The organism is Halobacillus sp. K22 (assembly GCF_052246795.1).
In the GTDB taxonomy this organism is placed as follows: Bacteria; Bacillota; Bacilli; order Bacillales; family Halobacillaceae; genus Halobacillus.
The window spans coordinates 1-24,061 of the sequence record NZ_JBQQCN010000001.1; the positions used below are offsets into that span (position 1 = coordinate 1).

The window sequence follows — 24,061 nt, forward strand, 5'->3', positions numbered from 1 at the left end:
GAATAACGAACCCTGCCAGAATAGAGTGTGCTCTTTTTCTTAACAGGTCTTAAATGCTCCTATGACAGGTTATTCCCCATCTTTATAGCATGACAAATCCTCATGCTCCCATGCTCATTTTGTGCATTGAGAAGATATCTTAAGTGGTTTCGAGTTGCTGATTTGGCAAGGTCCGGAGGGGGACGATGCAGACTCCTCGGTTAAAAGCGGAAGCACCTTGGGCAGCGGCGTTTGGACTGGACTGAGCTGACGGAGATAAAGAAAACACGAAGAGCGAAGCGATTCAATGTTGCCTTATCGTACAGAAGCGAGGGAAGTCTCACTAGACGCTAGGTGCTGGAGCTGGATAGCACTCCTTGTCGTTTATGCCCTGATGTAAGCTTAGGATTAATAAAAGTGTAAGAACGGGATGAACATGATCGGTGAGATCCCGCAGGGCTGTTAAGCCCGAGGAAGCTCAGCACAGAAGAGGAGGTTCGACTAAGAACGCCACGTCGTGTGGCAACGTCGAACGACCCTGCGTCGTGCAGGGCCGGAAAGCGAAATCGTCCCCCTCCGGACCTTCCTCATAACCAATATCTCGAAACTGAGTCTTAAAGTAAACGGCCCTATTGCGTAATAAACCTCTTATGAATAATCAACAATAAACTTTAACAGACCCTTATATTAAAAAGCTTGCTTCAGTCTTTTGTAATAAACAAACGAACGCTTAGAGCTTTATAAGCTCTAAGCGTTTTACATGCATGATTATCCTCTTATTAAGTCCATGTTTCTTTTAAAACACGAAGCCAGTTTAAGTGGGTAAGTTTATCAATATCTGCTTCCGTCCACCCTTCTCTCACCAGCTGGTTCAATAGCTTTGGAATCCCGGTTACGTCTTTTATTACATCTGGAATTGTACAACCGTCAAAATCAGAACCGAGCGATATATGGTCAATTCCAATACGGTCTGCGATGTAATGGATATGATCTGTTATAGCCTCTAATGGAACACTGATATCCATTCTGCCATCAACTCTTAACATATTCGCACAAAAAGTTACTCCAATAACTCCATTGGATTCTTTAATGGCATCGAGCTGTTTATCTGTTAAGTTCCTTGATAAGGGGCAGAGTGTATGAGCGTTAGAATGTGTAGCTACAAGTGGATCGGTGGATAAACGTGCCGTATCCCAGAATCCTTTTTCGTTCATATGGGACAAGTCAATCATTATCCCTAGTTCATTACAAAGTCTTATGAGCTGCTTTCCTTTTTCGGTCAGGCCTGGACCTGTATCAGGACTAGAAGGAAAATGATAAGGGACTCCTTCTCCAAAAGCATTGGCCCGGCTCCAGACAGGCCCCAAAGACCGCAATCCTGCTTGATGGTATACATAAAGAGAATTAAATTCTAAATCAATCGCTTCTGCTCCTTCCATATGTATAATTCCACCAATCCTATTTTCGTCCAGACAATCGCGTATCTCTCTTTCACTGCGTACAATTATGAATTGCCCTCCTGCATCTTGTTCGAGCTTTAGCATTGTTGCTAATACTTTGTTGGTGTGAAATTGAGCATAGGACGAATTAATTTGATCAGGTAAAGGCATGAAATAACCTTTATCTGTTATAAAATTACTGATATGAGGAGGACTTACCGGATTTGGAGTAAATATAGCAAAAAACCCTCCGCTGAACCCACTTTTTTTAGCTCTTATTAGGTCCAGATGGCCCGTCTTTGATTCCTTTAAAAAATCAAATCCACTTGTTTGATCCATATAATTTAACAAAGTATCGTTATGTCCATCAATTAGTTTATACTTCATCAATCTCTCACCCCTTTTAAGGTAATTTCCACATCTTTATATATTTTACCTTCTCCCCCTTCTTAGTAATTTCAATAGTTTTCCAAGAGTAATAAGTTAATAGAAAATTTTCAAATTCTAACTGAAGGATTTTTGACAATTCCTTCACCCAACTTACAAGATTCACTTATTTATATTTTCCTTTTACCTTTTAAATGACAGTAAGTTACTAAATCACTTACTCAGGAAGCTTTAAACATCGAACATTGTAGAAATTTTTGTTGTTTATAATGGATTAAAAAACGGTATATGCTAAGTACAAGTTGAATTGATCCATTAGCCATGACTCTCACTTAAATTTTTCTTAGGAGGAGAAGAGAATGAAAATCAATGCAGGTATCTGGTGCAAACTGACAATCAAGGATAAAATGATCTTATTGAAAACCATCAGTCAGCAATCTCTTAGTAAAAAAGCCGCCTAATGTCGTCATTGAGCTAAGCCTATTCAACTCACTCTTATACTTACTAAATACACATACTATATAGTGCTCTCTAAAAAACCTGCTGCCAAGTAGGTTTTTTGTTTGGTTTTTATTAAGAAATCCTTAGAATTATTCCCTCCTGGCATATCTTTCTGAAAGAAGGAATACATAATAGCGTTGGATGGCCTTCAGCCATATAGCGTGAATGGACCAAGGAGGGAAGTTAATAATGAAAATTGCCATTTTCAGCGACACATTCACTCCGCAAGTCAATGGAGTATCTCTTACCCTGGAAAGACTAATCAACCATTTGGAAAATGAAAAAGTTCATTATCGATTATTTGCCCCTCTTTTGAAAGGATCTATAAACTCTAACTGTATCCGACTAGTACCTAGTATTCCGTTCTTCCTGTATCCTGAATGTCGTCTATCATTTCCCTGCGCCCCCGGTATAAAAAAGGAACTTGAAGCTTTCAATCCTGATATTATCCATATTGCCACTCCATTTACTATAGGTTTGAGTGGACTTTATTACGCAAAGAAATTAAGTATTCCAATCGTAGGGTCCTACCACACCAATTTCGATCGCTATTTGAAGTATTATAACCTTCCTTACTTGTCGAAATGGATGTGGAAATATATGAAATGGTTTTATCAACCTTCCAAAAAAACTTTTGTTCCCTCCTATCAAACACGCACAGAACTTCTTCACTATGGTTTTCATAACATTTCCATTTGGAGCAGAGGGGTAGACTGTACCAAATTCCATCCTTCTAATAATAAAGTTAACATCAAAACATTGTATGGTATTGAACGGCCATTTCTACTAACCTATGTCGGAAGGCTGGCACCTGAGAAAGATCTCGACATCCTTATAGAAGCAGCCAGAAATCTACCACCGCCTTATAAAAATAAGGTCCATTGGATAATAGTTGGACAAGGCCCACTGTTTAAAGAACTTACTAGAGAAAAACTGCCTAACATGACTTTCACCGGCTATTTACACGGCAGTGAATTAACAGATATTTACGCCAATTCTACTTTACTCGTTTTTCCTTCGACGACAGAAACCTTTGGAAATGTAGTTCTCGAAGCACTTGCTTGCGGAACTCCTGTAGTGGCTTCAAAATCAGGCGGTGTGCAGGAAATTATAGTAGACGGGAAAACAGGATTATTGTGCGAACCTAGAAACTCTTCGCAAATGATTGATGCTATCTGCAATCTATTATCGAATCCATTAAGATTAGCAACTATGGGAAAAGAGGCACGGGAATATGCCCTGGCTCAATCCTGGGAATCCATCTTTAACAAGCTTTTGAACGAGTATAAAGAAGTTATAGATCAGTCTTTTTCATCAAACAGCAAACAAGATACTTAATCTTAACTGAAACAAGCTCCTTAGAATCCGGATAGGAGCTTGTTTCTTATTTAGTTTACATAACATTTTTATAATAAACTTTAAATTATTTGATTTTTCTAAAAATACAGATTTAAATAATTATTTTGTAAGTGGTTGTCTGCCTCAAAGGTTCAGGCGTATAATAACGGAATTGATCTAAATTAATCCCAAAAGTTAGGAGGGTGCCTATGACCACTAATCATTATAATAAAGTACTGATCGCCGCTATATTACTAGCAGGGTCATTTATTACTATATTAAATCAAACTTTAATGATTACAGCGATTCCACCCATAATGAATGAGATGAATATATCAGCCAATAGCGCCCAGTGGCTCACTACCGTGTTTATGCTTGTCAATGGAATAATGATTCCGATCAGCGCATTTTTAATAGAACGTTTTACTACACGACAATTATTCCTGGGAGCTATGACTATATTTACAGTCGGAACTATATTAGGCGGGGTAGCCCCTAACTTTGGTACTCTTTTATTAGGCCGGGTTATCCAGTCAAGTGGCGCGGGAGTTATGCTTCCACTTATGCAAACCGTTTTCTTAATGATTTTCCCGATTAATAAGCGCGGAGCGGCTATGGGCTATATTGGTCTTGTTATTTCTTTCGCCCCTGCTATAGGTCCAGCTCTTTCAGGCTGGGTAACGGCGGCTTATTCTTGGAGGCTATTGTTTCTTGTAACGCTTCCGCTTGCACTTGCCATTACTGTATTAGCTTATTTCTTTCTAAGGAACGTAACTGAACTTACTTTTCCTAAAGTTGACCCCTTATCTATTGGATTATCTTCCATTGGTTTCGGAAGTCTCCTTTACGGATTTACAGTAGCAGGAAATGAGGGTTGGACAAGCGCCACTGCCATACTCGTGCTGTTAATTGGCTGTATCGGTCTGTTTCTATTTATAACTAGACAATTGCGAATGGAGCATCCTATGCTTGAATTTAGGGTATTTAAATATCCTGTCTTCACCATTAGCACGATTATTGGAATGATTGCTTTTATGGGCTTAATTGGAGTAGAAACTCTCCTCCCGCTTTACATGCAGAATATGAGAGAGTTTACTGCTTTACAGTCAGGACTTGCTCTTCTGCCCGGAGCGATTATCAGTGGCTTTATGTCACCTGTGACAGGGAGAATCTTTGATAAAATCGGCGCAAAAATGCTAGCTTTGACCGGGTTATCTATATTAACAGCAGCGTCAGCAGCTTTTGTTTTTCTAAATATTGAAACAACCTTCACTTCTATCACAATCCTATATTCTATTCGCATGTTTGGCTTATCGATGGTTATGATGCCCGTCACAACTGCAGGGTTAAATCAGTTGCCTCAAAAATTAATAGCGCATGGCGCTGCTATGAATAACACCATGAGGCAGGTAGCTGCTTCTGTTGGAACGGCCATCCTCGTGACAGTGATGACCACTTCAGCCCAAAGGGCTCAGGGAAATCCAGGAATAGATTTTCCAGGCATTTATGGTGTCAGCATAGCTTTTATCGTGATCACACTTCTCTCCCTTGCAGGAATTTTGCTCGCACTATTTATTACTAAACCTCGGGAAGAGGAGAAGAAAGAGAATTCTATTTCTCACGAAGTGCATCCAGGTGATAAAGTGAAGAAACACGCCTAATTTAAAACCCACAAACTCTAATGAGTTTGTGGGTTTTTATCAAACGCTTTTGCAGGATCATAATCAGCTAAATTAAATTCAATTTTTTCTCCTGCCGCTAAGGACGCAAGAATAGAACCGACATACGGACCACTTGTTAATCCTGAAGCACCAAGACCATTTGCCATCCATACATTCTCAAGACCCGGCACACGGCCAATAACAGGTAAAGAGCCTGGAGTGAAGGGACGAAAACCAACTTTTGTCTCAATATAAGCTGCTTCAGCAAGGCTAGGGGCAACCTTTAAAGCTTTATTTAATAATTGATGAACAGCTCCCATCGTCACATCCGTTTCAAAATCCTCACGATTTTCCTTGGTTGCACCAATTAGTAATTTTCCATCGCTAAAGGTGAGCATATAGTGATTAAACGGTGGAAGCATAACCGGCCATGAGTCTGTATCCTTTTCGGGCACTTGTAAATGAACGATTTGAGCTTTTTCGTAGGTCACATTTGTGTTTAATCCATAAGAAGCGAATAATTGTTTGGCCCAGGCCCCATTTGTAACAATTACTTGATCTGCTTCTTTCCGCTCTCCATCTACGAGCACACCTGTGTGTCCCTTTTCATCGTTAACTAGTTGGACCTCTCCTTCATTGAAAACCGCGCCATACATCTCTGCTGCAGAAAGCAGCGTCTGTGATACAGCCTCTCCATTTACTTTTGCTGCCCCGCTAATATGTAGAGCTCTATAATGATCAGCTACCGGGGGAAACAACGCTTTAGTCTGCGCAGGAGTTAGCTTTTTTATTTCCCCCATTTCCGGTGACTGTTGTCTCCGTTCCAAAGCAACCTTCATTTTCCGCTCCAATTTTTCTTCGGTATCAAAGATGTTGATAGCCCCAACTTGCTCATAACCTGTGTTAGTTAACCCAAGCTTTTCAAGATCTTTGATAAGGAAAGGGTAATACCTTGCCCCTTCTATTACTAAATGATACCAGGATTTATTCGTGCGATTTGTTAACCAGGGGCATATGATCCCTGCAGCAGCCCTCGTAGCCTGCCCGCTGTCTTTCCGGTCTACAATAAGAACTTCTTCTCCTTTTATAGCCAAGTGATAAGCTGTGGAGGCCCCAACTATACCTGCTCCAATAATGATATGTTTCATATATAACACCTTTTTAATCTGACTTATTTCCTGCATATATTGTATAGAATGAATACTACGAAGTAAATTATCCATTAGAGTATTCTTAAGTAAAGGGTTCCCCAAAACTAATAGCGGATTATTTTCTGAGCCAGCTAATAAAAAAGGAGCCAGTCCCAGGGGACTGACTCCATCCTATCACTTATTCACCTTCAATATACGCATACTTGTATGTGTAGTCAGGTCCCATTGGATTCGTGGTTACCCCTTTAACATCCGGCTTCCACAATTGAGCTCTTGCTCTTTGATAAAGAGGAGCTATAACTGCATCCTCTTGAATAAGAAGCTTCTCAGCTTCCAAAAATGCTTCAAAGCGTTCCACAGGTTTTTGAGCTAATTCCTCTCCTGCTTTTTGAATTAGAGAATCGTACGCTTCACTTGAATATCCTGTCTTATTGTTTCCACCATCGGTTACCCATAGATTTAGGAACGTGTTCGGATCGATATAATCTGGTCCCCAGCCATAATTTTCGATATCATAATCCATATTTTTATCACGATCTAAACGAACTTTAAAAGGAACACTTTCCACTTTAACTGACAAACCTTCTAATTTTTCAAGCTGGTCTTTAATGTAAGCATCCAGGTTTTTAGCAACCTCCGTATCTCCGCCCAAATAACGAAGTTCTGCATTTTCTATGTTCAACTCTTCTTTAGCTTTTGACCAATACTCCTGTGCTTTCTTCAAGTCGTGCTCCACTAATGGACCATTAATTTCGCGAAAATCCTCCCCAGATTCTGGGTGTTTTGTAAAGTTAGCAGGTACATTTCCTCCTGCAATGATGGAACCATTATTTAATATAACATCAACCATACTTTGACGATCCACCACCATTTGAATGGCTTTACGCGCATTCAAATTAGATAGAATTTCATTTTCCTGATTCATTTTCAGGAAGAAAATTGTTGGTTCTTCTTCCACTTTCAATTCTTTAGAAGAACGATATTCATCCACGAACTCTGAGGATAGGTTTACTCGATCTATTTCATCTGTTTGATATAGATTTACAGCTGCAGCTGTCTCTTTCACTACGTTTACATTAATCTCTTCCAATTGAACAGCGTCAGCATCCCAATAATCAGGATTTTTCTCAAGTTTCCATCCTTCCCCATGACTCCACTCTGTCATAATGAAGGGGCCATTGGAAAGGAGTCCGTCAGCTTCCATTGCGTATTGATCGCCTTTTTCTTCAACAAATTTTTGATTGAGAGGCAGGAAGGTGCCAAATGTAGTCATGGATTCGAAGTAAGGTGTAGGTTTTTCCAAAGTTACTTCGAATGTATAGTCGTCTACTGCTTTTACACCAAGATCCTCGAGAGGCTTCTCTCCTTTAGAAACGGCCTCTGCATTTTTAATTACTCCACTCATCATATAGGGGCCATACTCAGACCCAATTTCAGGGTCCACCGCACGTCTCCAGGCGTAAACAAAATTGCTGGCCGTTACCGAATCTCCATTGGACCATTTAGCATCTTCTCTCAAATTAAACGTCCAGGTAAGCCCGTCTTCGCTCTTTTTATGATCCTTTGCTATTCCTGGTTCCGGTTTGCCGTTTTCACCCAGTCGATAAAGACCGTCTTTCGTAGACCCTAACCATTGAGAAGCTAGTGCATCAATCGTTAAGGAAGAATCCATGGATGGTATTTCTGCACCCTCAGAAAGATGCAGAACCTGCTCACTGGACTTTGTTTTACTTTCCTGGTTTTCTTTGTTCCCCTCATTACTGCTAGTTTCAGAATCATTCCCACCGGAACATGCAGCAAGGAATAGACTGGCAATCAGAACTAGTCCTACCCATAGCCATTTAACTTCTTTCATTTAAAGACCCCCATTTTCTTATTTTTATGTATCTTTACATACGAACCAAATTATACCTTTAGTGGTAATAGTCTGCAAATTAAAAAAATTAAGTATAATTGCATACATATAGCTACTATCGGCGGTTTATATAATAAGTTTATATAACTTAAGAACTATATAATTGGACAAACCACCACTCATTAAGACTTAAAAATCTGATTTCCAGACCAGTGAAGCGAGTACACGAGCGTTACTCATGAGCCTTTATACCAAAAAAAGACTCATTAAAAAATTCTCGATGAATAGTTATATATTCACAGAGAAGTAGAGGATTAGGTTGTTTAAGTGTAACCTCCTCCCGAAAACCTGACATTCTATTGAGAACACGGTTTCACCAACATTATAGCCTTGTTCAATTTCCATGTTTACATATAAATATAAAGTTATGATTTGTCAGTCTCAGTTCCAAAGTATCCTTAGGAAAATGGCGATGGGGAAAACGACTCTCCTTCCCCAACACCTCCTACTCAGTGCCAGTCGTTCGCTTTCTATGTTGAACCCGGATGAGTTAACCGTTATTTAAATTTTGGCGAAACCTTCTCCGTTTTCATCCGTATAAAATATATGTCAGGAACTTCAGTCAGTACGATTATGGTATAGTACTGAGGAACCCTAATAAATTTCTTGCATCATTTCTAAAAATCCTGATAAAGTTACATCATTCAAGAAGGAGGATTTACATATGAATAAACGTTTAGGCGCAAGTATTATTGCAGGTGGTATTCTATTAATAGCTATCGTTTTCCAGGCGATTAATGTATTCACCACTGATGAGGATTCAGAGAATATGGCTTCTATGTTCTCTGGAAATGAGAAGCCCCAGGAGAAAATCATTGAGCAGGGCTCTGCCTCTAAGCGCATTGCACAAATTAATTTAGAAGGTACGATTATGAACAATCCTGGCTCTAACCCTAATCCATTTGGCGGGGGAGGCTATCAGCACGAACAATTTCTAAAAAAATTGGAAACCATCAAAGAGGATCCTTCCATTAAAGGCGTACTTCTGCATGTAAACTCACCAGGTGGAGGAGTTTATGAAAGCGCAGAAATTCATGCCAAACTTTTAGAGTTAAAAGAAGCCGGCAAAGAATTCTATGTTTCCATGGGAAGTATGGCTGCTTCAGGGGGCTACTATGTCTCCACTCCTGCTGATCAAATTTTCGCTTCGAACGAAACATTTACCGGATCTCTAGGGGTTATCATGGAAAACGTTAATTATCAGGAGCTGGCAAACGAGTATGGTGTCAAATTCAATACGTTTAAGAGCGGCAAATATAAGGATATTATGAGTCCAACAAGAGAAATGTCGGAAGAAGAACGCGAGATCATTCAAACGCTTGTAGATGAATCTTATGAAGAATTTGTGGATGTCATCTCAAACGGTCGTGATATGCCGGAGGAACGTGTACGAGAACTCGCCGATGGGCGAATCTATTCTGGAAAGCAAGCAGCAGAGAACGACTTAGTAGATCAAATAGGTTTTCAGGAGGATGCCTTAAATGCACTTAAAGAACAAATTGGCGGAAACCCGCAGATAATTAAATATAAAAACAGTGTAGGCTCATTCTTCAACTTGCCGCTAGCAGAAAGTTTCTTGCCAAACAATGAAATTCGTTATATAGAGCAACTCATCAGTGAACGGCAAGGACCGAAATTAATGTATTTATATAACGAGTAAGGGGGGGAGTCATATGGAAACCACAGAGCAGCACCCAAGTGTTAAACCACCTCTTTCTTTAATGAGGGGACAAAAGGATGATATTCAAAGGTTATTATACGCCGGTTTCTGGACACGTTTTTTCGCGTATATTATTGATTTACTCGTTCTTTGGAGCGTAAACACAGTTGTCACTAAACCTTTAATAGGTTTATTGAATTTAGAAGGGGCAGAATTATGGATAGAAATGTTTAGTGCTTCCAATTTACTTACCTCCCTTCTATTTTTCCTTTACTTCATTCTAATGACAAAGTTCTTTAGAGCAACTTTGGGAAAAATGATATTTGGTTTATCTGTAGAGTCACTAACTAGTAAACCTTTAACCAACGGACAGATATTCTTCCGTGAGTGTATTGGCAGATATATTAGCATGGCTATTTTCGGAATTCCTTATTTAGTGGTGGCTTTTACTAAGCGTCACCAGGGAATTCATGACTTATTTGCAGATACCTCTGTTATTAAAAATAAATTTAAGCAATTGAATTATTTGATTGAAGATAAATCTAATGATGAATAACCAAAAAAGGCCGGACCCCTTAACGGGCACCGGCCTTTTTTGTCTAACGTGAAGGATCCTGCTTTCCTGTTCCATTCTTTTCGCCTTTTTCTCTCTTCAATGCATTCAAGTCCTCTTTACTTTTGTTCTTCTTCTTTTTAGCCACTCTATCTCCTCCTTTCCTTCTTAGTTTGGCAGCATTTATTGAATTCATGTAATTAGAAGGAAACAATAAAATACATTAACTTACCAGATATTGGTTGTTCAATACGAGCCGATCCTTTACTATAAAGATATGTTTGCAATTACTTAGAGGAGGAAGATTTAATGGAAAATACAGAAACTATTTATAGATCTAATTTCAAAGTAGGCGCCTACTCTTTTTATCAACATTTGCGCTTAAATCATCCTGTTTTTCCTATGTCCAAGGAAACTTCAAATACCTCCTGGATCATAACCAAATACGATCATGTTAAGGAACTATTAAAATCTCCCAGTTTTATTAAGGATCAGAAAAAATTATTTTCTCAATCTTCACGAGAAGATATGAATGAAGAGGAACTAAATATATTTCAAAACATGATGCTGGACGTTGACCCTCCTGATCATACCAGACTCCGCAAGCTGGTCCAGCCTTATTTTAATCCTAAAACGATTAAACAAATGGAACCTCGGATTATTGAAATTGCGCAGGAATTACTCTCAGAAATGAAGCATAGTAAAGAGCCTATAGACCTGATTGATGATTACGCTTTTCCTCTTCCTATAATCGTAATTAGTGAACTTCTAGGAGTACCCGTTGAAGATCGAAATAAGTTCAGAAAGTGGTCCAATACCATAGTAGCTGCCTCTGATAATGGAGCTGTTGATTTTCAGGAGGATGTAGAAGCTTTTACCGCATACTTAACCAGGCTTTTCGAGATAAGAAAAGCTGAACCTAAAGAGGATTTAATTTCTTATTTACTGCAAACCATGGAAGAGGAAGAACAATTGACCACAACGGAATTGTATTCTATGGTTGTCTTGTTAATTATCGCCGGCCATGAAACAACGGTCAATTTAATTTCTAATACCATGTTTGCCCTATTTGAACATCCTAACCAACTGTCTAAAATTCAATTGGACAGAACACTCATACCGTCTGCGATTGAAGAAGGACTACGTTATTATAGCCCCGTTGATTTTTCAACAGCGCGATGGGCAGAATCGGACATGGAGTTACACGGTCAAAGTATTCGGCGTGGGGACTTAGTTCTAGCATCCATAAGTTCCGCAAATCGTGATGAAGAGAAATTTAACAATGCCCATCAATTTGATGTTACGAGAAATAAGAATGCCCATGTAGCTTTTGGGTTCGGAATCCACTTTTGCCTGGGTGCACCTCTTGCCCGTCTGGAAGGAAAGGTAGCTATTGAAGAACTTCTGCACACCTTCCCAAATATTGATTTAAACCGTACAATGAATCCACCTGAATGGCGACAGGTATTTTTACTGCGCGGACTCACACAACTTCCGGTTATTTTAAACCAAACAAGTAACTAAGAAACCACTGCTTTCGTAAGCAGTGGTTTCTCGCACATGTTTTCTTTCCTTTTTTCTATCATATGATATATACGATCATCCGATATTTCTATTCTTATCAGAAGAGCTTTTTTCTTCCATTCGAGCTTTGGCAATGCTGAATCCGGTCAAGGCCAATAATATCGATATTACTGGTGTTGCTAAATTAAAAAAAGCATATGGAAGATAGGAGAGGGTTTCTACTCCAAGTGTCCCTGCTACAAATATTCCTCCCGTATTCCACGGGACCAGTACGCTTGTTACGGTCCCTCCATCCTCTACCGCACGCGATAAGTTTTTTCTATGGAGGTTCTTTTCGTTATAAGTATCTGCATACATACGGGCCGGAACAATAATAGAAATATACTGTTCAGCCATTGTAATGTTTGTACTGATAGATGTAAGAATTGTTGCAGGAACCAAAGCCCGAGTTGAGCGAACCAGTTTAATGATTCCATCCATCATCTTCTTCATCATTCCAGTACCTTCAATGACTCCTCCGAAAATCATAGCTACAATTGTAAGAGAAATGGTGTACATCATACTGCTAAGTCCACCCTGATTTAATAATGTATTCATTAGATCATTTTCAGTATTCAATTGATATCCATCATAAAGAGATAACACGGCCGTTCCTACCGCATCTCCTTGAATTAAAACCTGACATAAAAAGCCTAAAAGAACACCTACACTAAGAGCAGGCAACGCAGGAATCTTTAAAAGTACCAATGCAATTACAGCTACGGGAACAAGTAATAGCCAGGGAGAAATTATAAATTGAGACTGTAAGTTATCCATAATCAATGAAATTTGCCGGCTTTCATACCCTGAAACCGAAAACCTCTGTCCTAATATCCCAAAAATAATTGCAGTTAATACATAGGCGGGCAGTGTGGTATAAAGCAAATGTTTAATGTGCTCAAATAAAGGTACATCTACTATCCCTGAAGCGAGATTTGTAGTGTCGGAAAGAGGAGACATTTTATCCCCCATATACGCACCGGAGATTATAGCTCCCGCAATCATCGGTTCAGAAATGCCCATGCTAATTCCAATCCCCATTCCCGCTACGCCAATTGTAGCCATTGTCGACCAGGAACTGCCTATTGATAAAGCGACCACTGTACAGAGAAGCATAATGGATATAAGAAAAAAACCAGGAGAAATCAGCTTGAGTCCATAAAAAATTAAACTTCCTACAATTCCTCCTCCTATCCATGACCCGATGATTAAGCCAACTAAAATTAATATAACAATGGCGGGCAACGACTTATGTATACCAGAGTAAAAACTACTCTCTATTTCCTCCCAGGAAAACCCATAAGATAACGCAATAATAGAGGCTGAAAAAGCTCCTAATAATAAAGGGATATGAGGAGCTCCTTCATATTTTATTATCGTAAATCCCATAGCTACAATCATGATCAACAGTGGTAATGCGGCCATAAATATAGGCATACTTTTCTTTTCACTCAAAAAATCACCCTACCCAATAAATATAGAACCTAATAAACCGTTTACTATTCCTGCTTATTTGGCCAAATTATTAACATTTACCAATTTTGACTGAATGATATATCTGTCAGGTGCATCTCCAATAAAATCCAGCGGATAACAAGTGGACAGAGTCAAAGTAGCTTCGTCTTTTTTCACAATTACGCTACGGTCATCTGCATCAGTCACCCACATTTTCTCAACCTTATACTCATACCTCTTTCCACCATATTCTACAAATATAGAGTCACCTTTCTTTATGTCTCCTAACTCAGTAAATACGGTCTCTCGATGCCCACTAAGTACTGTATGTCTTTTTTCATCAGGGGTCGTTGTCCATTCACTGACGTACATCCCTACTCCCTGTTTTAGAACTTCTGGATCAGCCCCCCAAAATGTGGTATACCCCATTTCGATACTAGGAATTACAACTCTCCCGACATTTTCACCTTCTTCATACTTGGTAACTTCTTCACTCATAGTGACCGGCTCAGGTGAATTACTTTTTTGTGTTTTCTGCTTTTCTATCTCATTTATATTAGAAGATGTATCTTTGGTATCTTTATTCATTGAATCTTTATCAGGCTTGCTCCAATCCTCGGTTTCTTCCATAGGAACTTTTTCAGCCGCTTTCGTTCCATCCCACCACTGATAACCATAAAATCCAGCCATTAAGACTCCGAAGAACATAATTACTATCAAAACTTTATTCACAATTTCACCTCTATTATTTCCTTTTCATACCATAATAAAGGAAGAAAAGCCGCATGTACACATGCGGCTTTTCTCTACCATATACTAGGCACGACTTGTTTTCTGTCTTCTGTAAACAAATATTCCACCAGCAATCATTGCAAGGGACGCTCCGGCTAAAGCTAGAGCAGGATCGTTACTTGACGTGTCCGGTAACTCGCCGCCTTCAGGTATAGTTTCTTCAAATGATTTTGCGTTGTCCAGTATTTGCTCAGGGATGGTAATGGTTTCAACTCCATTGAAATTGTCGATAGACATATCAAAAGTTTGAATCATATTGGTTGTGTTTCCTTCCACTTCCATATCCATATCGAGCTTCATCATCATTCCTGTCATGTAATGGTTTTCTTTATCAATCGTCACTTCATACGATAGTTCGTTGATCGTCATTTGGTCCATCATTTCTTCCATCATCTTTGCCATTTCTTCGTCATCCATACTGGTTTGGAAAAGTTGTTGGGACGCTTTAAGAAGCTTTTCCCCATCCCCTTCATAACTTACTACGTAGGATCCTTCCGCTTCCTCCACACTCATATCCTCTGCAAATTCTGATGCTTGGGTTACCTGGGATTGAGCTGACATCATCTCTTTAATATCCGATTGACTCATTGGAAAGTCTTCTTCAAATTTAACCCATCCACCTTCAGGGTTCTGTTGGTAGAATCCTTCTTTAGTCCAGTATGACTCAAGTTTCAGCTCCTCGCTTTCAGGCAAAGAAGTTGTAACCGTCTGATGCATAGCAAATGGATCTAAAGTAATATCAGCTTTGGATTCTGTGGAAATAATCTGTTCTGTTCCCTGCATTGGCATCCTTTGCTCCATTATGGAACGCACCGTGTAACTATCCAGTTCCATCATAGCTTCATTAGATTTTTTAAAAAGCTCTTCTGCACTCATCTCCTCGGCTGCGACCTGAATCGGTAACATCACTACTAATAAAACTGTGATCAAGCTGGCTAACTTCTTAAACATCCAAACACTCCTAAAATTTATTAGGCAATCCATAATAGGGTGTTTCCTAACTACTTATGTACTAAATCAAAGATGCTGAATAGCGGACCTTTTCCCCATCATTTCGTACCCACTACTCTTTACCCATTAATTCCAAAATAAAACATTTTTTCATTAATTTACTTTGATCGTAAAATTATAGATCATTCTATTACCAGCGTTTATCACAAAATGAGATGATTTACTAAGGCCCTAATTCTCTTTTTAGTATCCTGTCCGCTACGTAAATTCCACTTGCAGCCGCTTGAGATAAGGAGTGGGTTACACCTGAACAATCTCCTATTAAAAACAAGCCTCTAATTTCAGTTTCGAAATCTTTCGTAGTATTAATTTGTGGTTCATAGAACTTAGCATCCATACCATATACTAAAGTATCGGGATGAATCGGTTTTCCGATAAGGCCCTGCAATTTTCCCAAAAATTCCTTTACTGCACGAATATATAAATCAGGTATTTCACCTACTAAATTTCCTGGTTCTGCATACAGACTGGGCATAATCGTGTTAGCTGAGAGCTCAGAGGATGGACGATTGTAATATAAATCACCTAGTCTCTGAATAATGATTCGACCATTACTTTGGTTAATTCCTCCTATTACATATTGAGCTATCTCCATAGCTTTGTTATAAGAAGCAAAATAACGTGGTATAAACAGAGTGAAATTTAAATTACCGCTATCTGTTTCTTCTTCATTTTTATTCTGACCATCAGGCATTACGAGACCATTCTGGTGCTTCCGAATGATACGTCCTCGTGGATTCATGCAGTATGTAGTTGCTTCATAGCCTTGCCCATGATACCTGAGCTTCGTCTCAAATGTTTCCTGTAAAATAGGGTCCAGCTGGTCTTCTTTCATCTCCATTCGCAACCCTAGATCGAGCCTGGTTTCACCAGTTTGAAGACCCAGGTTATGCATTTGTTTCTCAAGCCATTTGCCTCCACTCTTTCCTGTCCCCACAATTAATTTTTTGCTCCGAAAAGTTCCCATGTTTGTCTCAATAACAAAACTTTGAGCTTTCGGTTTAACTGATGTAATATTTGTTTCAAATGTAAAACATACATGTTTTTTCAGTTTATCGTATAGTCCCTGGAAGACATCCACAGCTATTTGAGTTCCTAAATGTCTTACTTCTGTAGACAAAACTTCTAAACCATGGTTTTCAGCTTTCTCTGCAAGTAAGTTATTTTTTGTGCTGTACAGTCCTACCTTATGTGCACCGAACGTATAAAGGGTATTGTCCACTTCTTTCATCAACTTTAATGTCTTTTCTTCCCCTATCTTACGTCCTAGCTCTCCTCCAAAATCATTTGTATAATTAAACTTCCCTTCTGATTTTCCAAGGCCGGCATATCCTATGTATTTTCTGCAATCCTCTCCGCAAGTACAAGGTAGCCCCTCATCTAATCCACAATATCTATCCATTAGTGGTTTTCCTTTATCTATAATCCGGATGGATAAATCATTATTTTCCTTAACCAGTTTATGGGCAAAAAATATGCTGCTAACACCAGCCCCGATGATGATGATATCTTCGATACGCTTACACCCCTATTCTTAAACTAATTGGCAGCACTTTCTTCTACAGTGCCACCATTGCATAAATATATGTATCTGTGAGTCTTTGACCATCTACCGACAAATCTTCATTTCGAAGAATACCTTCTAAATCATAACCCAGTTTTTCAGGGATCAACCGGCTTTTAAGATTTTCGGATTCACAACGGATCTCTACTCTTACACAATCTAATTCCTTGGTAGCATAGTCAGTCAATGCTGCCACAGCTTCTCTCATGTAACCGTTCCCACTTTTTGAGGTGTCAATCCAGTATCCTATCTCAAGTTTCGGAATTTTCCAATCAATATTATGAAAACCTGTAGAACCTACAAATTCTCCAGTTTCTCTTAAGAAAATAAGATATCTAAGATTTTCGCGCGTGAGAAATTTAGCATGGGCCTCACGGGTATTAACTTCTGTATCTTCCGGCGTTGGAACATCCTGCACAAAACCAAGCCATGGGCGGAGCTGCTCTATAGATGCCTGGATAGCCTGATTGATCACAGCGCCGTCGCCTGGTTCCGGCATTTTCAAAACTAACCTCTCTGTTTCAAGTTTTGAACGAACATCTTTTAAAATCGGATTCATTCTTTTATCCCCTTTACCAATGAATTTACAAGCAGACCCAAACTGCTTGGGAAGGGCTCGCTTTCGGGCGGCCTTGCGCGACACAGGGTCGTTCGGCGTTGCCGCACGACGTGGCGCACCTAGTCAAGCCTCTACTAGACGTAACCCTCTCAGTCTTCGACTTCAGGTAGCTCGTCTTGATTCTTGCGATAAAAGTAGCCCGAGGTACCTTAGAAAGGCTACAGCTATTAAGGTGAAGAAACATTTGTAGTTATCGCTGTACTCAATACTAGCCCTTTTGAGTCGCTGCAATGTGTACGCAAGACCCCGAATAGTCCGAATCCTCAATACCTTTAATCTCCTGTTCATGCCTTCTTTAGCTTCTTTTAAATAACCACTATAAAAAGCAGACAATCCGCACCAGGGTTGGTTAGCTGAAAAATCTACTTCAAAGCCAAACTGCAGTAGTAATTGTATAGCATCTATCCCTATATTGGGTTTAATCTGGCACAGAGAAAAGTAATTAATAGAGAAACTTTCATACCTTTTCCTCACAGCTTTAACCATAAGGTCATCTGATGATTATGAGAAGTTGACTCCTTACTGTCTTTTAACGCTCTAATATGTGCGAGACTGATTTCTCTACATTTCTTAGATGGATCGTCATTTCTTCACGCGCTTGAAGTTCTGAACGGTTTTGAATGGCTCTGAAAATTCGGCGGTGCTCTTGCAAAAGTTTTTCAGTTCTTTCTTTCGAATGTAACAGTTTACGGGTTTCACGCATTGCCTGCATCATGATTTCGGAAACACTATGCATTAATTGAATCAACATTTCATTATGCGTAGCCTTTACCAGTGCCATGTGAAAATCAAGATCCGCTTGTTCTCCAAGTTCTCCATTCCCATTAGCTTCCGCCATTGCGCGCAAAGCTTCTTCCATTGGCTGTAAATCTTCAATTCTGTGCTGCAGTGCAGCTGAACCGGCAGCTCCAACTTCAAGAATTTGTCTAACCTCCAGCAATTCTTTCATATCCTCTGCTCTCATTAGAAATGCAGCGGAAACCGGTAGTGAAAAACGTGAGGCCTCGAATGATTTAATATACGTACCCTCACCCTGGCGCATTTCCAAGATCCCCATGGCCCGCAGTGCACTTAAAGCTTCCCTTACAGCTGAGCGACCTACATTAAAATTCTTGGCCAAATGTTCTACACTATGCAGTTTATCTCCAGGATTCAGTTCTCCATTCTTCAGCGATTCTAATAGAGCATCTGCTACTTGCTCATATATTTTCTTTGGTCTTATAGGTTTATAATCCATAATAGTTCCTCCAGCTTTCTATCACATTTCATATTCTATTTCATTTTACTTTAATATAGGTGACAGGGAAAGCAGAGGGATAATATATCTTTAGAAAATTGATTCAAATAGTAAGACAGCCACTCCAGCACATATTCCATAAAGTAAAGCAAGACCAATGACTTTACAGACAATATCCCCTTCTTTACCGGAGAGCACACCACTGCACAGCGGCCACCACATTATGAACCCAAATTACTTACTCCTGCGGCTCTCATTTACTTGTAATGAAAGAATATATTCTTAAATAGCATAAGAAAGACAAATGGAAATGTGAGCGCACATAAAGTAACAGTCAACAGCATTCAGATTCGTATTTCCATTTTTTAAATATTACATAATTTTTTACAAAATAAGATTATCTGAGGACAAGTATATGTGAGTCTATCATTAATAACGAGAATCTTAACCTTTTTTTGCATTTAATGTTATTCCCCACTTTACAATATATTAATTAACTAAAAAAATGCCCACATATACGTGGACGATTGGGCCATATTTTAGTTTTCTACATTACAAACGACGGTCGTTGATTATTATTTTGGTTCTACAATCAATATTAAATAACTAATATCCAAATAAAAATCCCAATCTACGAAGACGTCTCTAATGTGTACACCTAATATGGACTCAAATATTTTCAAATCCATTAACCTCTTTTCAAGCTGTCTTTTACTCAATATTAATTGCTCTTCATTACCACTACGAATTAGTTCTTTTTCGAGCTCTGTTAAAATCCCTTTACGTTCCATGACTAGAGTTCGGTTATTCAAATAAATAGAGTCAAGATGATCCGGAGCTTTTTGAGCTATTTCACTTACCTTAATCATTTCTTCTTCAAGCTTTTCTTTATTAGTAAATGCAGGAAACTCTTGTCTAACGCAACTTTCATTTTTATCCATAACTCCAAGTAGTACACCAGTTTTATTTTCCAGAGACCAATCATAATAAAAATTTTTTATATGTAGATCTGCTGAAACTCTCAAATTTGCCTTAATCTCCGGGATTAACTCTTCCAACATTAAGTCCCGTGTTTCTTCAACTTTGTGATAATTTTTCTGTCCTACTAATAATCGTTCGATAGGCGCTAAAAAATCTTTTAGATAAATCGAAACGAATGGATCTTTAATAGAAACATATACTGATGTTGGCCCTTTCCCAAAGTTATCTCGAAGCAGCTTCCCTATATATCCTGCTATTTCTGAATTTAAAGACTTATTTTCCAATACTCTCATTCCTTATTTCAATAATTTACACTCCATCAACATATTGCTAAATTACACAATATGATATTACCCCACTTTTTTTATATAATAAACTTCTAACCAGCTATTGCTTTAAACAAATTTAACATCTCTTTACTTATATCATTAGTACATACTACAGCTTTCAGAAAATCCCCATACTCCTTATAAATTTCTAATTATTTATTTACTATTCTTAATCTTACTCCTGCTTGTTATGACCTGAGATCTGGCGTTAACTCAACACCTAATATTATATAAGAATATAAAACTCCGAAAATAACACGTTTATAAATTGGAAGATATGGAAATAGATAGGTGAGCAAGAAATTAAATCATTTAAAAGGAGATGTTTTACATGGCAGATCGTTACAAGACAGGCGAAAACGTACCAGAAAATGGAACTTACGAATTTGATGGACTTACAGACGGCCGAAGCAAAGCAATCCTACTGAGGATGAGAAACAAGTAAAACTTGAAAGTGGAGAAACATTTCCTCCTCTTCGCTCCAGTAAAGAAGGAGCTTACTGGAAGAAAGTTAAATAGTTAAAAATTAAGAGAGCCCCCATTCCTATAAGGAACTTCCGGGGGCTCTTTTCATGCTAAGGAACGGAGTTGAATCCGCTTCTATTTATCATTCTTAACCATACTTATCATTTCCTCACATAAAGTTGCATTCACCAGGCACAGTTCAATCATTTTATCCATAGAATCATCCTTCGCAGAATGAAGTTTTTTCGCAGAATCTCTACAAATCGCAGCGCAGGCCTTACAAATATCCTCTGAAATTGGAGATCCAGATTCCACTATTTCTTTTGCATGCTCGTAAGCTTCCTTACTTTTTTTAACTAAATGAACGCACGTTAAAAGATGAAATGATTGTTGCTGGATATAACTATTCAAGTGCTTCATTGAAAAAAACCTCCATTTTTTTCCATTAAAAAAAGCCAAAAAAGAAACTTGTGTCAAAGTTCTTTTTTGGCTTATGTCTAGCTCTATTTGTCTAGCTTATTCCCACCAATAATTTCTTATTTGTTGTATTATATTTTAAAGTTTATTATATGCAGATAAAAGTACTATCCCTTTTAACCATATCTTAAACTATCATGGATTAGTTGTTTTGTAAAGGATTGGATAACATCAGGAATGGTTTCTTTTCAAACTTTTTTGTTCACATAATATTTTATTCGTAAATTGAATCAAGAGGAAATTTCAAATTAATAAATCCATATCTTTGAATCTTCTTTTTCATAAACGTAAACTTACATTGAAAGATAATTAGAAAGGATGAGAGGACATGGGACAACCTATCGAAGGAAAAATAGCTTACATTACTGGAGCCGGACAAGGAATCGGCCGTGCTACTGCTATTCAGCTTGCGCGTGCAGGCGTGAACGTGGGTCTAATGGCACGCACAGAAAGTAAGTTATTAAAAGTAGCTGAGGAAGCGGAATCATACGGAGTAAAGGCAAGTATTGCTACCGTTGACATTGCGGATTTAAAACAAGTAGAACAAGCTGTATCAAGTTTACAGGATACACTGGGGAATGCGGACATCCTTATTAATAACGCAGGTATTGGTACTTATGGCTCTTTCCTTGAAATTGAACCGGAAGAATGGAAACACACTCTAGAGGTCAATGTATTTGGAACTTATCATGTAACCAGAACGGTCTTACCGCAAATGATTGAAAAAGACCAGGGTGATATTATTAATATATCATCCAGCAGCGGACTTAAAGGAACAGCCGGATCCACTGCTTACAGCGCCTCTAAATTCGCTTTGCAAGGTATGACAGAAGCTCTTATGCAGGAAGTTAGGAGAAATAATATTCGTGTATTTACGCTTAATCCTAGCCTTGTAGCTACTGAGCTTTCCTTTGGTGACGAATTGAGTGAGCAAGATAAAGAGAAATATATGCAGCCGGAAGACCTGGCAGAATATATGGTTGCTCAACTCAAACTACACCCTCGTATCTTCATCAAGACATCGCTACAATGGGCTACTAACCCTTTCTAACTCAAAATAATTTAGACAATCTAAATTGCATTTAACTACAGAAAGCCTTCCACTTACCTAAGTGGAAGGCTTTAATGATTTCAGTATTTATTTAGTCTGCGGGAAGGGTACTATTTATTTTTCTTTCATCCATGCAGGCTTCCCAAAGCCTTTGAATTTCTCATCAATAATTTTCTCAAATTCCTCGGATTGAATAACCTCTTTTATATCCTTTACAAAAGGTTTTTCTAAATCTTCTGTTTTAACAGCTACTCTGTTCCGGTAATCGTCCGGCATATCCTCTAACTCTAGAGCGTTTGTCAGGTCCATCTCTGCAGCCAGAGCATAGTTTCCTGGTACCGCTGCTAAGTCCTCACTATCTACCAGACGTGGGAGCTGACCAGCCTCCACTTCCACGAATTCCAAATTCTTAGGGTTCTCCTCAATATCCTTAAGAGAAGCGCGTAGTGGGTCCACATCATCACTAATTGAAATCAGTTCTTCATCTTCTAAAACTATTAGTGTTCTTGCAAGGTTAGTGGGATCATTCGGCACTCCTAACGTACTTCCTTCTTCTATACTTTGAACATCTTCAAACTTATTGGAATAAAGACCCATTGGTGCTGTTGACACAACAATAACTTCGGAAAGTTTTAGGTTATGTTCCTCTTTAAATGAGTCCAAAAATATTTGATGTTGAAATAGATTAGCATCTAAATCTCCGTTGGCTAAAGCTTTGTTCGGTTGACCTAATCGGTTTATACTCTACTGCTCTGGGTGAGTCTATTCATATCATTGGAATTTAGGATAAAAATGAAGTGAAACAGGCGATTTATAGGCTTGAGGAGCTTAGCTGCTAAGTTATTTATTACTCATACTTCTATCCACCTTCCTTTTTTTGTATAATAGACGAAAATCTTTAAAAGAAAAGGGGGATAGAATGAACCGTAAATTAGCATTACTCTCAATTTTTATCGCGGCGGCGTTATGGGGGGTTATTGGTATTTTTGTAACCTACCTCTATAGAATAGGTTTTACTCCTTTTCAAGTGGTCGCAGTAAGGGTTTCTACCGCATTTTTATTTCTCCTTACATATACCCTTATAAAAGACCGGCGTTATCTAAAAATAAAACTTGTAGACAGTCGTTATTTTTTGGGTACTGGGATTATAAGTATTGTATTATTCAATTGGTGTCTATTTAGTGCCATGGAAGAGACCTCGATCTCAATTGCTTTCGTCCTTCTCTATACAGCGCCTATTTTTGTTACCATTATTTCAAAGTTCCTTTTTGGTGAACCCTTTACTATTCGAAAAACAGCGGCACTATTTCTGACTTTCTCAGGATGCACGCTCGTAATCGGAATGTTCCCCGACGTGAAAGGATCCATATCTTTATATGGACTCGTTCTTGGTTTAGGATCTGGATTATTCTATGCTCTCTATAGTATCTTAGGAAAATATGCTCTAGTGAAATATAATTCATTGACAGTTACTGTTTATACTTTTTTATTTGCTTCTCTCGCAGCCATTCCATTTAGTCAGATATGGAACACCCTCCCTCTTTTTGGGGAATTTACATTACTTATCGTTATAGGACTCGGTTTTTTATCCACGATGCTTCCCTTCCTTCTTTACACCAAAGGATTGGAAAGTGTTGAGTCCAGCCGTGCTTCTATAATTGCTACAGTCGAACCTGTTGTAGCTTCCCTTACAGGATATTTAATTTTCGATGACCAACTTGATGGCTGGCAATACTTTGGAATTGCTCTTGTTATTGCTTCTGTCATTGTTATTCAAGATACCTCTAAGCCTATGCAGCGAAAAAGCCAGGTATCAAAAGCTTCCAGTATGTGAATTTAATACGTAACTTCACATAGGATTAAAGATTCCCTCACCTCATGTATAGGTGGGGGATTTTCTTCCTTTAGAAGGAATGTGAAATAACTCGGTATT

General features: G+C 38.6%; 18 protein-coding genes and 2 pseudogenes. 8 read left to right on the forward strand and 12 right to left on the reverse strand.

Features of this window, described 5'->3' with window-relative positions; genetic code table 11:
- Nucleotides 1-758 precede the first annotated feature (758 nt).
- Complete coding sequence (locus tag ACTWPM_RS00005; protein WP_443131023.1) at nt 759-1,805, reverse strand: dipeptidase; 1,047 nt, start codon at nt 1,803-1,805, stop codon at nt 759-761.
- A gap of 690 nt (nt 1,806-2,495) precedes the next feature.
- On the opposite strand from ACTWPM_RS00005, the gene ACTWPM_RS00010 reads away from it, so the two are divergent.
- Together ACTWPM_RS00010 and ACTWPM_RS00015 are read left to right on the forward strand one after the other, a co-directional pair.
- Nucleotides 2,496-3,644 carry a glycosyltransferase family 4 protein gene (locus tag ACTWPM_RS00010; RefSeq protein ID WP_443131024.1) on the forward strand — a complete coding sequence of 383 codons (1,149 nt, stop codon included), beginning with the start codon at nt 2,496-2,498 and terminating at the stop codon, nt 3,642-3,644.
- A gap of 209 nt (nt 3,645-3,853) precedes the next feature.
- Complete coding sequence (locus ACTWPM_RS00015) at nt 3,854-5,305, forward strand: DHA2 family efflux MFS transporter permease subunit (protein ID WP_443131025.1); 1,452 nt, start codon at nt 3,854-3,856, stop codon at nt 5,303-5,305.
- Nucleotides 5,306-5,322: 17 nt separating this feature from the next.
- On the opposite strand, the gene ACTWPM_RS00020 is transcribed toward ACTWPM_RS00015, so the two are convergent.
- Both ACTWPM_RS00020 and ACTWPM_RS00025 read right to left on the reverse strand, forming a co-directional pair.
- Nucleotides 5,323-6,453 carry an NAD(P)/FAD-dependent oxidoreductase gene (locus tag ACTWPM_RS00020; protein ID WP_443131026.1) on the reverse strand — a complete coding sequence of 377 codons (1,131 nt, stop codon included), beginning with the start codon at nt 6,451-6,453 and terminating at the stop codon, nt 5,323-5,325.
- Nucleotides 6,454-6,634: 181 nt separating this feature from the next.
- Nucleotides 6,635-8,311 carry a peptide ABC transporter substrate-binding protein gene (locus ACTWPM_RS00025; protein WP_443131027.1) on the reverse strand — a complete coding sequence of 559 codons (1,677 nt, stop codon included), beginning with the start codon at nt 8,309-8,311 and terminating at the stop codon, nt 6,635-6,637.
- Nucleotides 8,312-9,035: 724 nt separating this feature from the next.
- On the opposite strand from ACTWPM_RS00025, the gene sppA reads away from it, so the two are divergent.
- The 3 genes from sppA to ACTWPM_RS00040 all read left to right on the forward strand — a co-directional run bounded on the left by sppA (nt 9,036) and on the right by ACTWPM_RS00040 (nt 12,108).
- Nucleotides 9,036-10,031 carry a signal peptide peptidase SppA gene (gene sppA / locus ACTWPM_RS00030; RefSeq protein WP_443131028.1) on the forward strand — a complete coding sequence of 332 codons (996 nt, stop codon included), beginning with the start codon at nt 9,036-9,038 and terminating at the stop codon, nt 10,029-10,031.
- 13 nt (nt 10,032-10,044) lie between these two features.
- A complete protein-coding gene (locus ACTWPM_RS00035; protein WP_443131029.1) occupies nt 10,045-10,587 on the forward strand; it encodes an RDD family protein in 543 nt (180 codons plus the stop codon).
- A gap of 306 nt (nt 10,588-10,893) precedes the next feature.
- A complete protein-coding gene (locus ACTWPM_RS00040) occupies nt 10,894-12,108 on the forward strand; it encodes a cytochrome P450 family protein (protein WP_443131030.1) in 1,215 nt (404 codons plus the stop codon).
- 75 nt (nt 12,109-12,183) lie between these two features.
- On the opposite strand, the gene nhaC is transcribed toward ACTWPM_RS00040, so the two are convergent.
- The 7 genes from nhaC to ACTWPM_RS00075 all read right to left on the reverse strand — a co-directional run bounded on the left by nhaC (nt 12,184) and on the right by ACTWPM_RS00075 (nt 20,099).
- A complete protein-coding gene (gene nhaC, locus ACTWPM_RS00045) occupies nt 12,184-13,584 on the reverse strand; it encodes a Na+/H+ antiporter NhaC (RefSeq protein WP_443131312.1) in 1,401 nt (466 codons plus the stop codon).
- 72 nt (nt 13,585-13,656) lie between these two features.
- Nucleotides 13,657-14,334, reverse strand: a complete 678-nt coding sequence (locus ACTWPM_RS00050; RefSeq protein ID WP_443131031.1) for a class D sortase — start codon at nt 14,332-14,334, stop codon at nt 13,657-13,659.
- An 84-nt stretch (nt 14,335-14,418) separates the two neighbouring features.
- Nucleotides 14,419-15,345 carry a DUF6612 family protein gene (locus ACTWPM_RS00055; RefSeq protein ID WP_443131032.1) on the reverse strand — a complete coding sequence of 309 codons (927 nt, stop codon included), beginning with the start codon at nt 15,343-15,345 and terminating at the stop codon, nt 14,419-14,421.
- A gap of 223 nt (nt 15,346-15,568) precedes the next feature.
- Nucleotides 15,569-16,921, reverse strand: a complete 1,353-nt coding sequence (locus ACTWPM_RS00060) for an NAD(FAD)-utilizing dehydrogenase (protein WP_443131313.1) — start codon at nt 16,919-16,921, stop codon at nt 15,569-15,571.
- A gap of 43 nt (nt 16,922-16,964) precedes the next feature.
- Nucleotides 16,965-17,528 carry a GNAT family N-acetyltransferase gene (locus tag ACTWPM_RS00065; RefSeq protein WP_443131033.1) on the reverse strand — a complete coding sequence of 188 codons (564 nt, stop codon included), beginning with the start codon at nt 17,526-17,528 and terminating at the stop codon, nt 16,965-16,967.
- 589 nt (nt 17,529-18,117) lie between these two features.
- The gene (locus ACTWPM_RS00070; protein ID WP_443131034.1) at nt 18,118-18,825 is read right to left on the reverse strand and encodes a FadR/GntR family transcriptional regulator; all 708 of its coding nucleotides are present in this window, start codon (nt 18,823-18,825) and stop codon (nt 18,118-18,120) included.
- 575 nt (nt 18,826-19,400) lie between these two features.
- Nucleotides 19,401-20,099, reverse strand: a complete 699-nt coding sequence (locus tag ACTWPM_RS00075) for a DUF2294 domain-containing protein (RefSeq protein WP_443131035.1) — start codon at nt 20,097-20,099, stop codon at nt 19,401-19,403.
- A 489-nt stretch (nt 20,100-20,588) separates the two neighbouring features.
- Here ACTWPM_RS00075 and ACTWPM_RS00080 point away from each other — a divergent pair.
- Nucleotides 20,589-20,654: pseudogene (locus ACTWPM_RS00080) on the forward strand (YjzC family protein); the annotation flags it as partial.
- Nucleotides 20,655-20,735: 81 nt separating this feature from the next.
- Here the strand turns inward: ACTWPM_RS00080 and ACTWPM_RS00085 are convergent.
- Entirely contained in the window at nt 20,736-21,020 is a 285-nt protein-coding gene (locus ACTWPM_RS00085; RefSeq protein ID WP_443131036.1) for a hypothetical protein, read from the reverse strand.
- 385 nt (nt 21,021-21,405) lie between these two features.
- Between ACTWPM_RS00085 and ACTWPM_RS00090 the strand changes: the two genes are divergently transcribed.
- A complete protein-coding gene (locus ACTWPM_RS00090) occupies nt 21,406-22,128 on the forward strand; it encodes a 3-ketoacyl-ACP reductase (protein WP_443131037.1) in 723 nt (240 codons plus the stop codon).
- A 114-nt stretch (nt 22,129-22,242) separates the two neighbouring features.
- On the opposite strand, the pseudogene ACTWPM_RS00095 reads toward ACTWPM_RS00090, so the two are convergent.
- Nucleotides 22,243-22,854, reverse strand: a pseudogene (locus ACTWPM_RS00095) (MetQ/NlpA family ABC transporter substrate-binding protein); the annotation flags it as partial.
- A 193-nt stretch (nt 22,855-23,047) separates the two neighbouring features.
- Here ACTWPM_RS00095 and ACTWPM_RS00100 point away from each other — a divergent pair.
- Complete coding sequence (locus ACTWPM_RS00100) at nt 23,048-23,962, forward strand: DMT family transporter (protein ID WP_443131038.1); 915 nt, start codon at nt 23,048-23,050, stop codon at nt 23,960-23,962.
- Nucleotides 23,963-24,061 lie beyond the last annotated feature (99 nt).

Bases quoted from the DNA above. Each gene is read 5' to 3' on its own strand.
- ACTWPM_RS00005 (WP_443131023.1), bottom strand. From the start codon at position 1,805: ATGAAGTATAAACTAATTGATGGACATAACGATACTTTGTTAAATTAT.
- ACTWPM_RS00010 (WP_443131024.1), top strand. From the start codon at position 2,496: ATGAAAATTGCCATTTTCAGCGACACATTCACTCCGCAAGTCAATGGA.
- ACTWPM_RS00015 (WP_443131025.1), top strand. From the start codon at position 3,854: ATGACCACTAATCATTATAATAAAGTACTGATCGCCGCTATATTACTA.
- ACTWPM_RS00020 (WP_443131026.1), bottom strand. From the start codon at position 6,453: ATGAAACATATCATTATTGGAGCAGGTATAGTTGGGGCCTCCACAGCT.
- ACTWPM_RS00025 (WP_443131027.1), bottom strand. From the start codon at position 8,311: ATGAAAGAAGTTAAATGGCTATGGGTAGGACTAGTTCTGATTGCCAGT.
- sppA (WP_443131028.1), top strand. From the start codon at position 9,036: ATGAATAAACGTTTAGGCGCAAGTATTATTGCAGGTGGTATTCTATTA.
- ACTWPM_RS00035 (WP_443131029.1), top strand. From the start codon at position 10,045: ATGGAAACCACAGAGCAGCACCCAAGTGTTAAACCACCTCTTTCTTTA.
- ACTWPM_RS00040 (WP_443131030.1), top strand. From the start codon at position 10,894: ATGGAAAATACAGAAACTATTTATAGATCTAATTTCAAAGTAGGCGCC.
- nhaC (WP_443131312.1), bottom strand. From the start codon at position 13,584: ATGCCTATATTTATGGCCGCATTACCACTGTTGATCATGATTGTAGCT.
- ACTWPM_RS00055 (WP_443131032.1), bottom strand. From the start codon at position 15,345: ATGTTTAAGAAGTTAGCCAGCTTGATCACAGTTTTATTAGTAGTGATG.
- ACTWPM_RS00065 (WP_443131033.1), bottom strand. From the start codon at position 17,528: ATGAATCCGATTTTAAAAGATGTTCGTTCAAAACTTGAAACAGAGAGG.
- ACTWPM_RS00070 (WP_443131034.1), bottom strand. From the start codon at position 18,825: ATGGATTATAAACCTATAAGACCAAAGAAAATATATGAGCAAGTAGCA.
- ACTWPM_RS00075 (WP_443131035.1), bottom strand. From the start codon at position 20,099: ATGAGAGTATTGGAAAATAAGTCTTTAAATTCAGAAATAGCAGGATAT.
- ACTWPM_RS00085 (WP_443131036.1), bottom strand. From the start codon at position 21,020: ATGAAGCACTTGAATAGTTATATCCAGCAACAATCATTTCATCTTTTA.
- ACTWPM_RS00090 (WP_443131037.1), top strand. From the start codon at position 21,406: ATGGGACAACCTATCGAAGGAAAAATAGCTTACATTACTGGAGCCGGA.
- ACTWPM_RS00100 (WP_443131038.1), top strand. From the start codon at position 23,048: ATGAACCGTAAATTAGCATTACTCTCAATTTTTATCGCGGCGGCGTTA.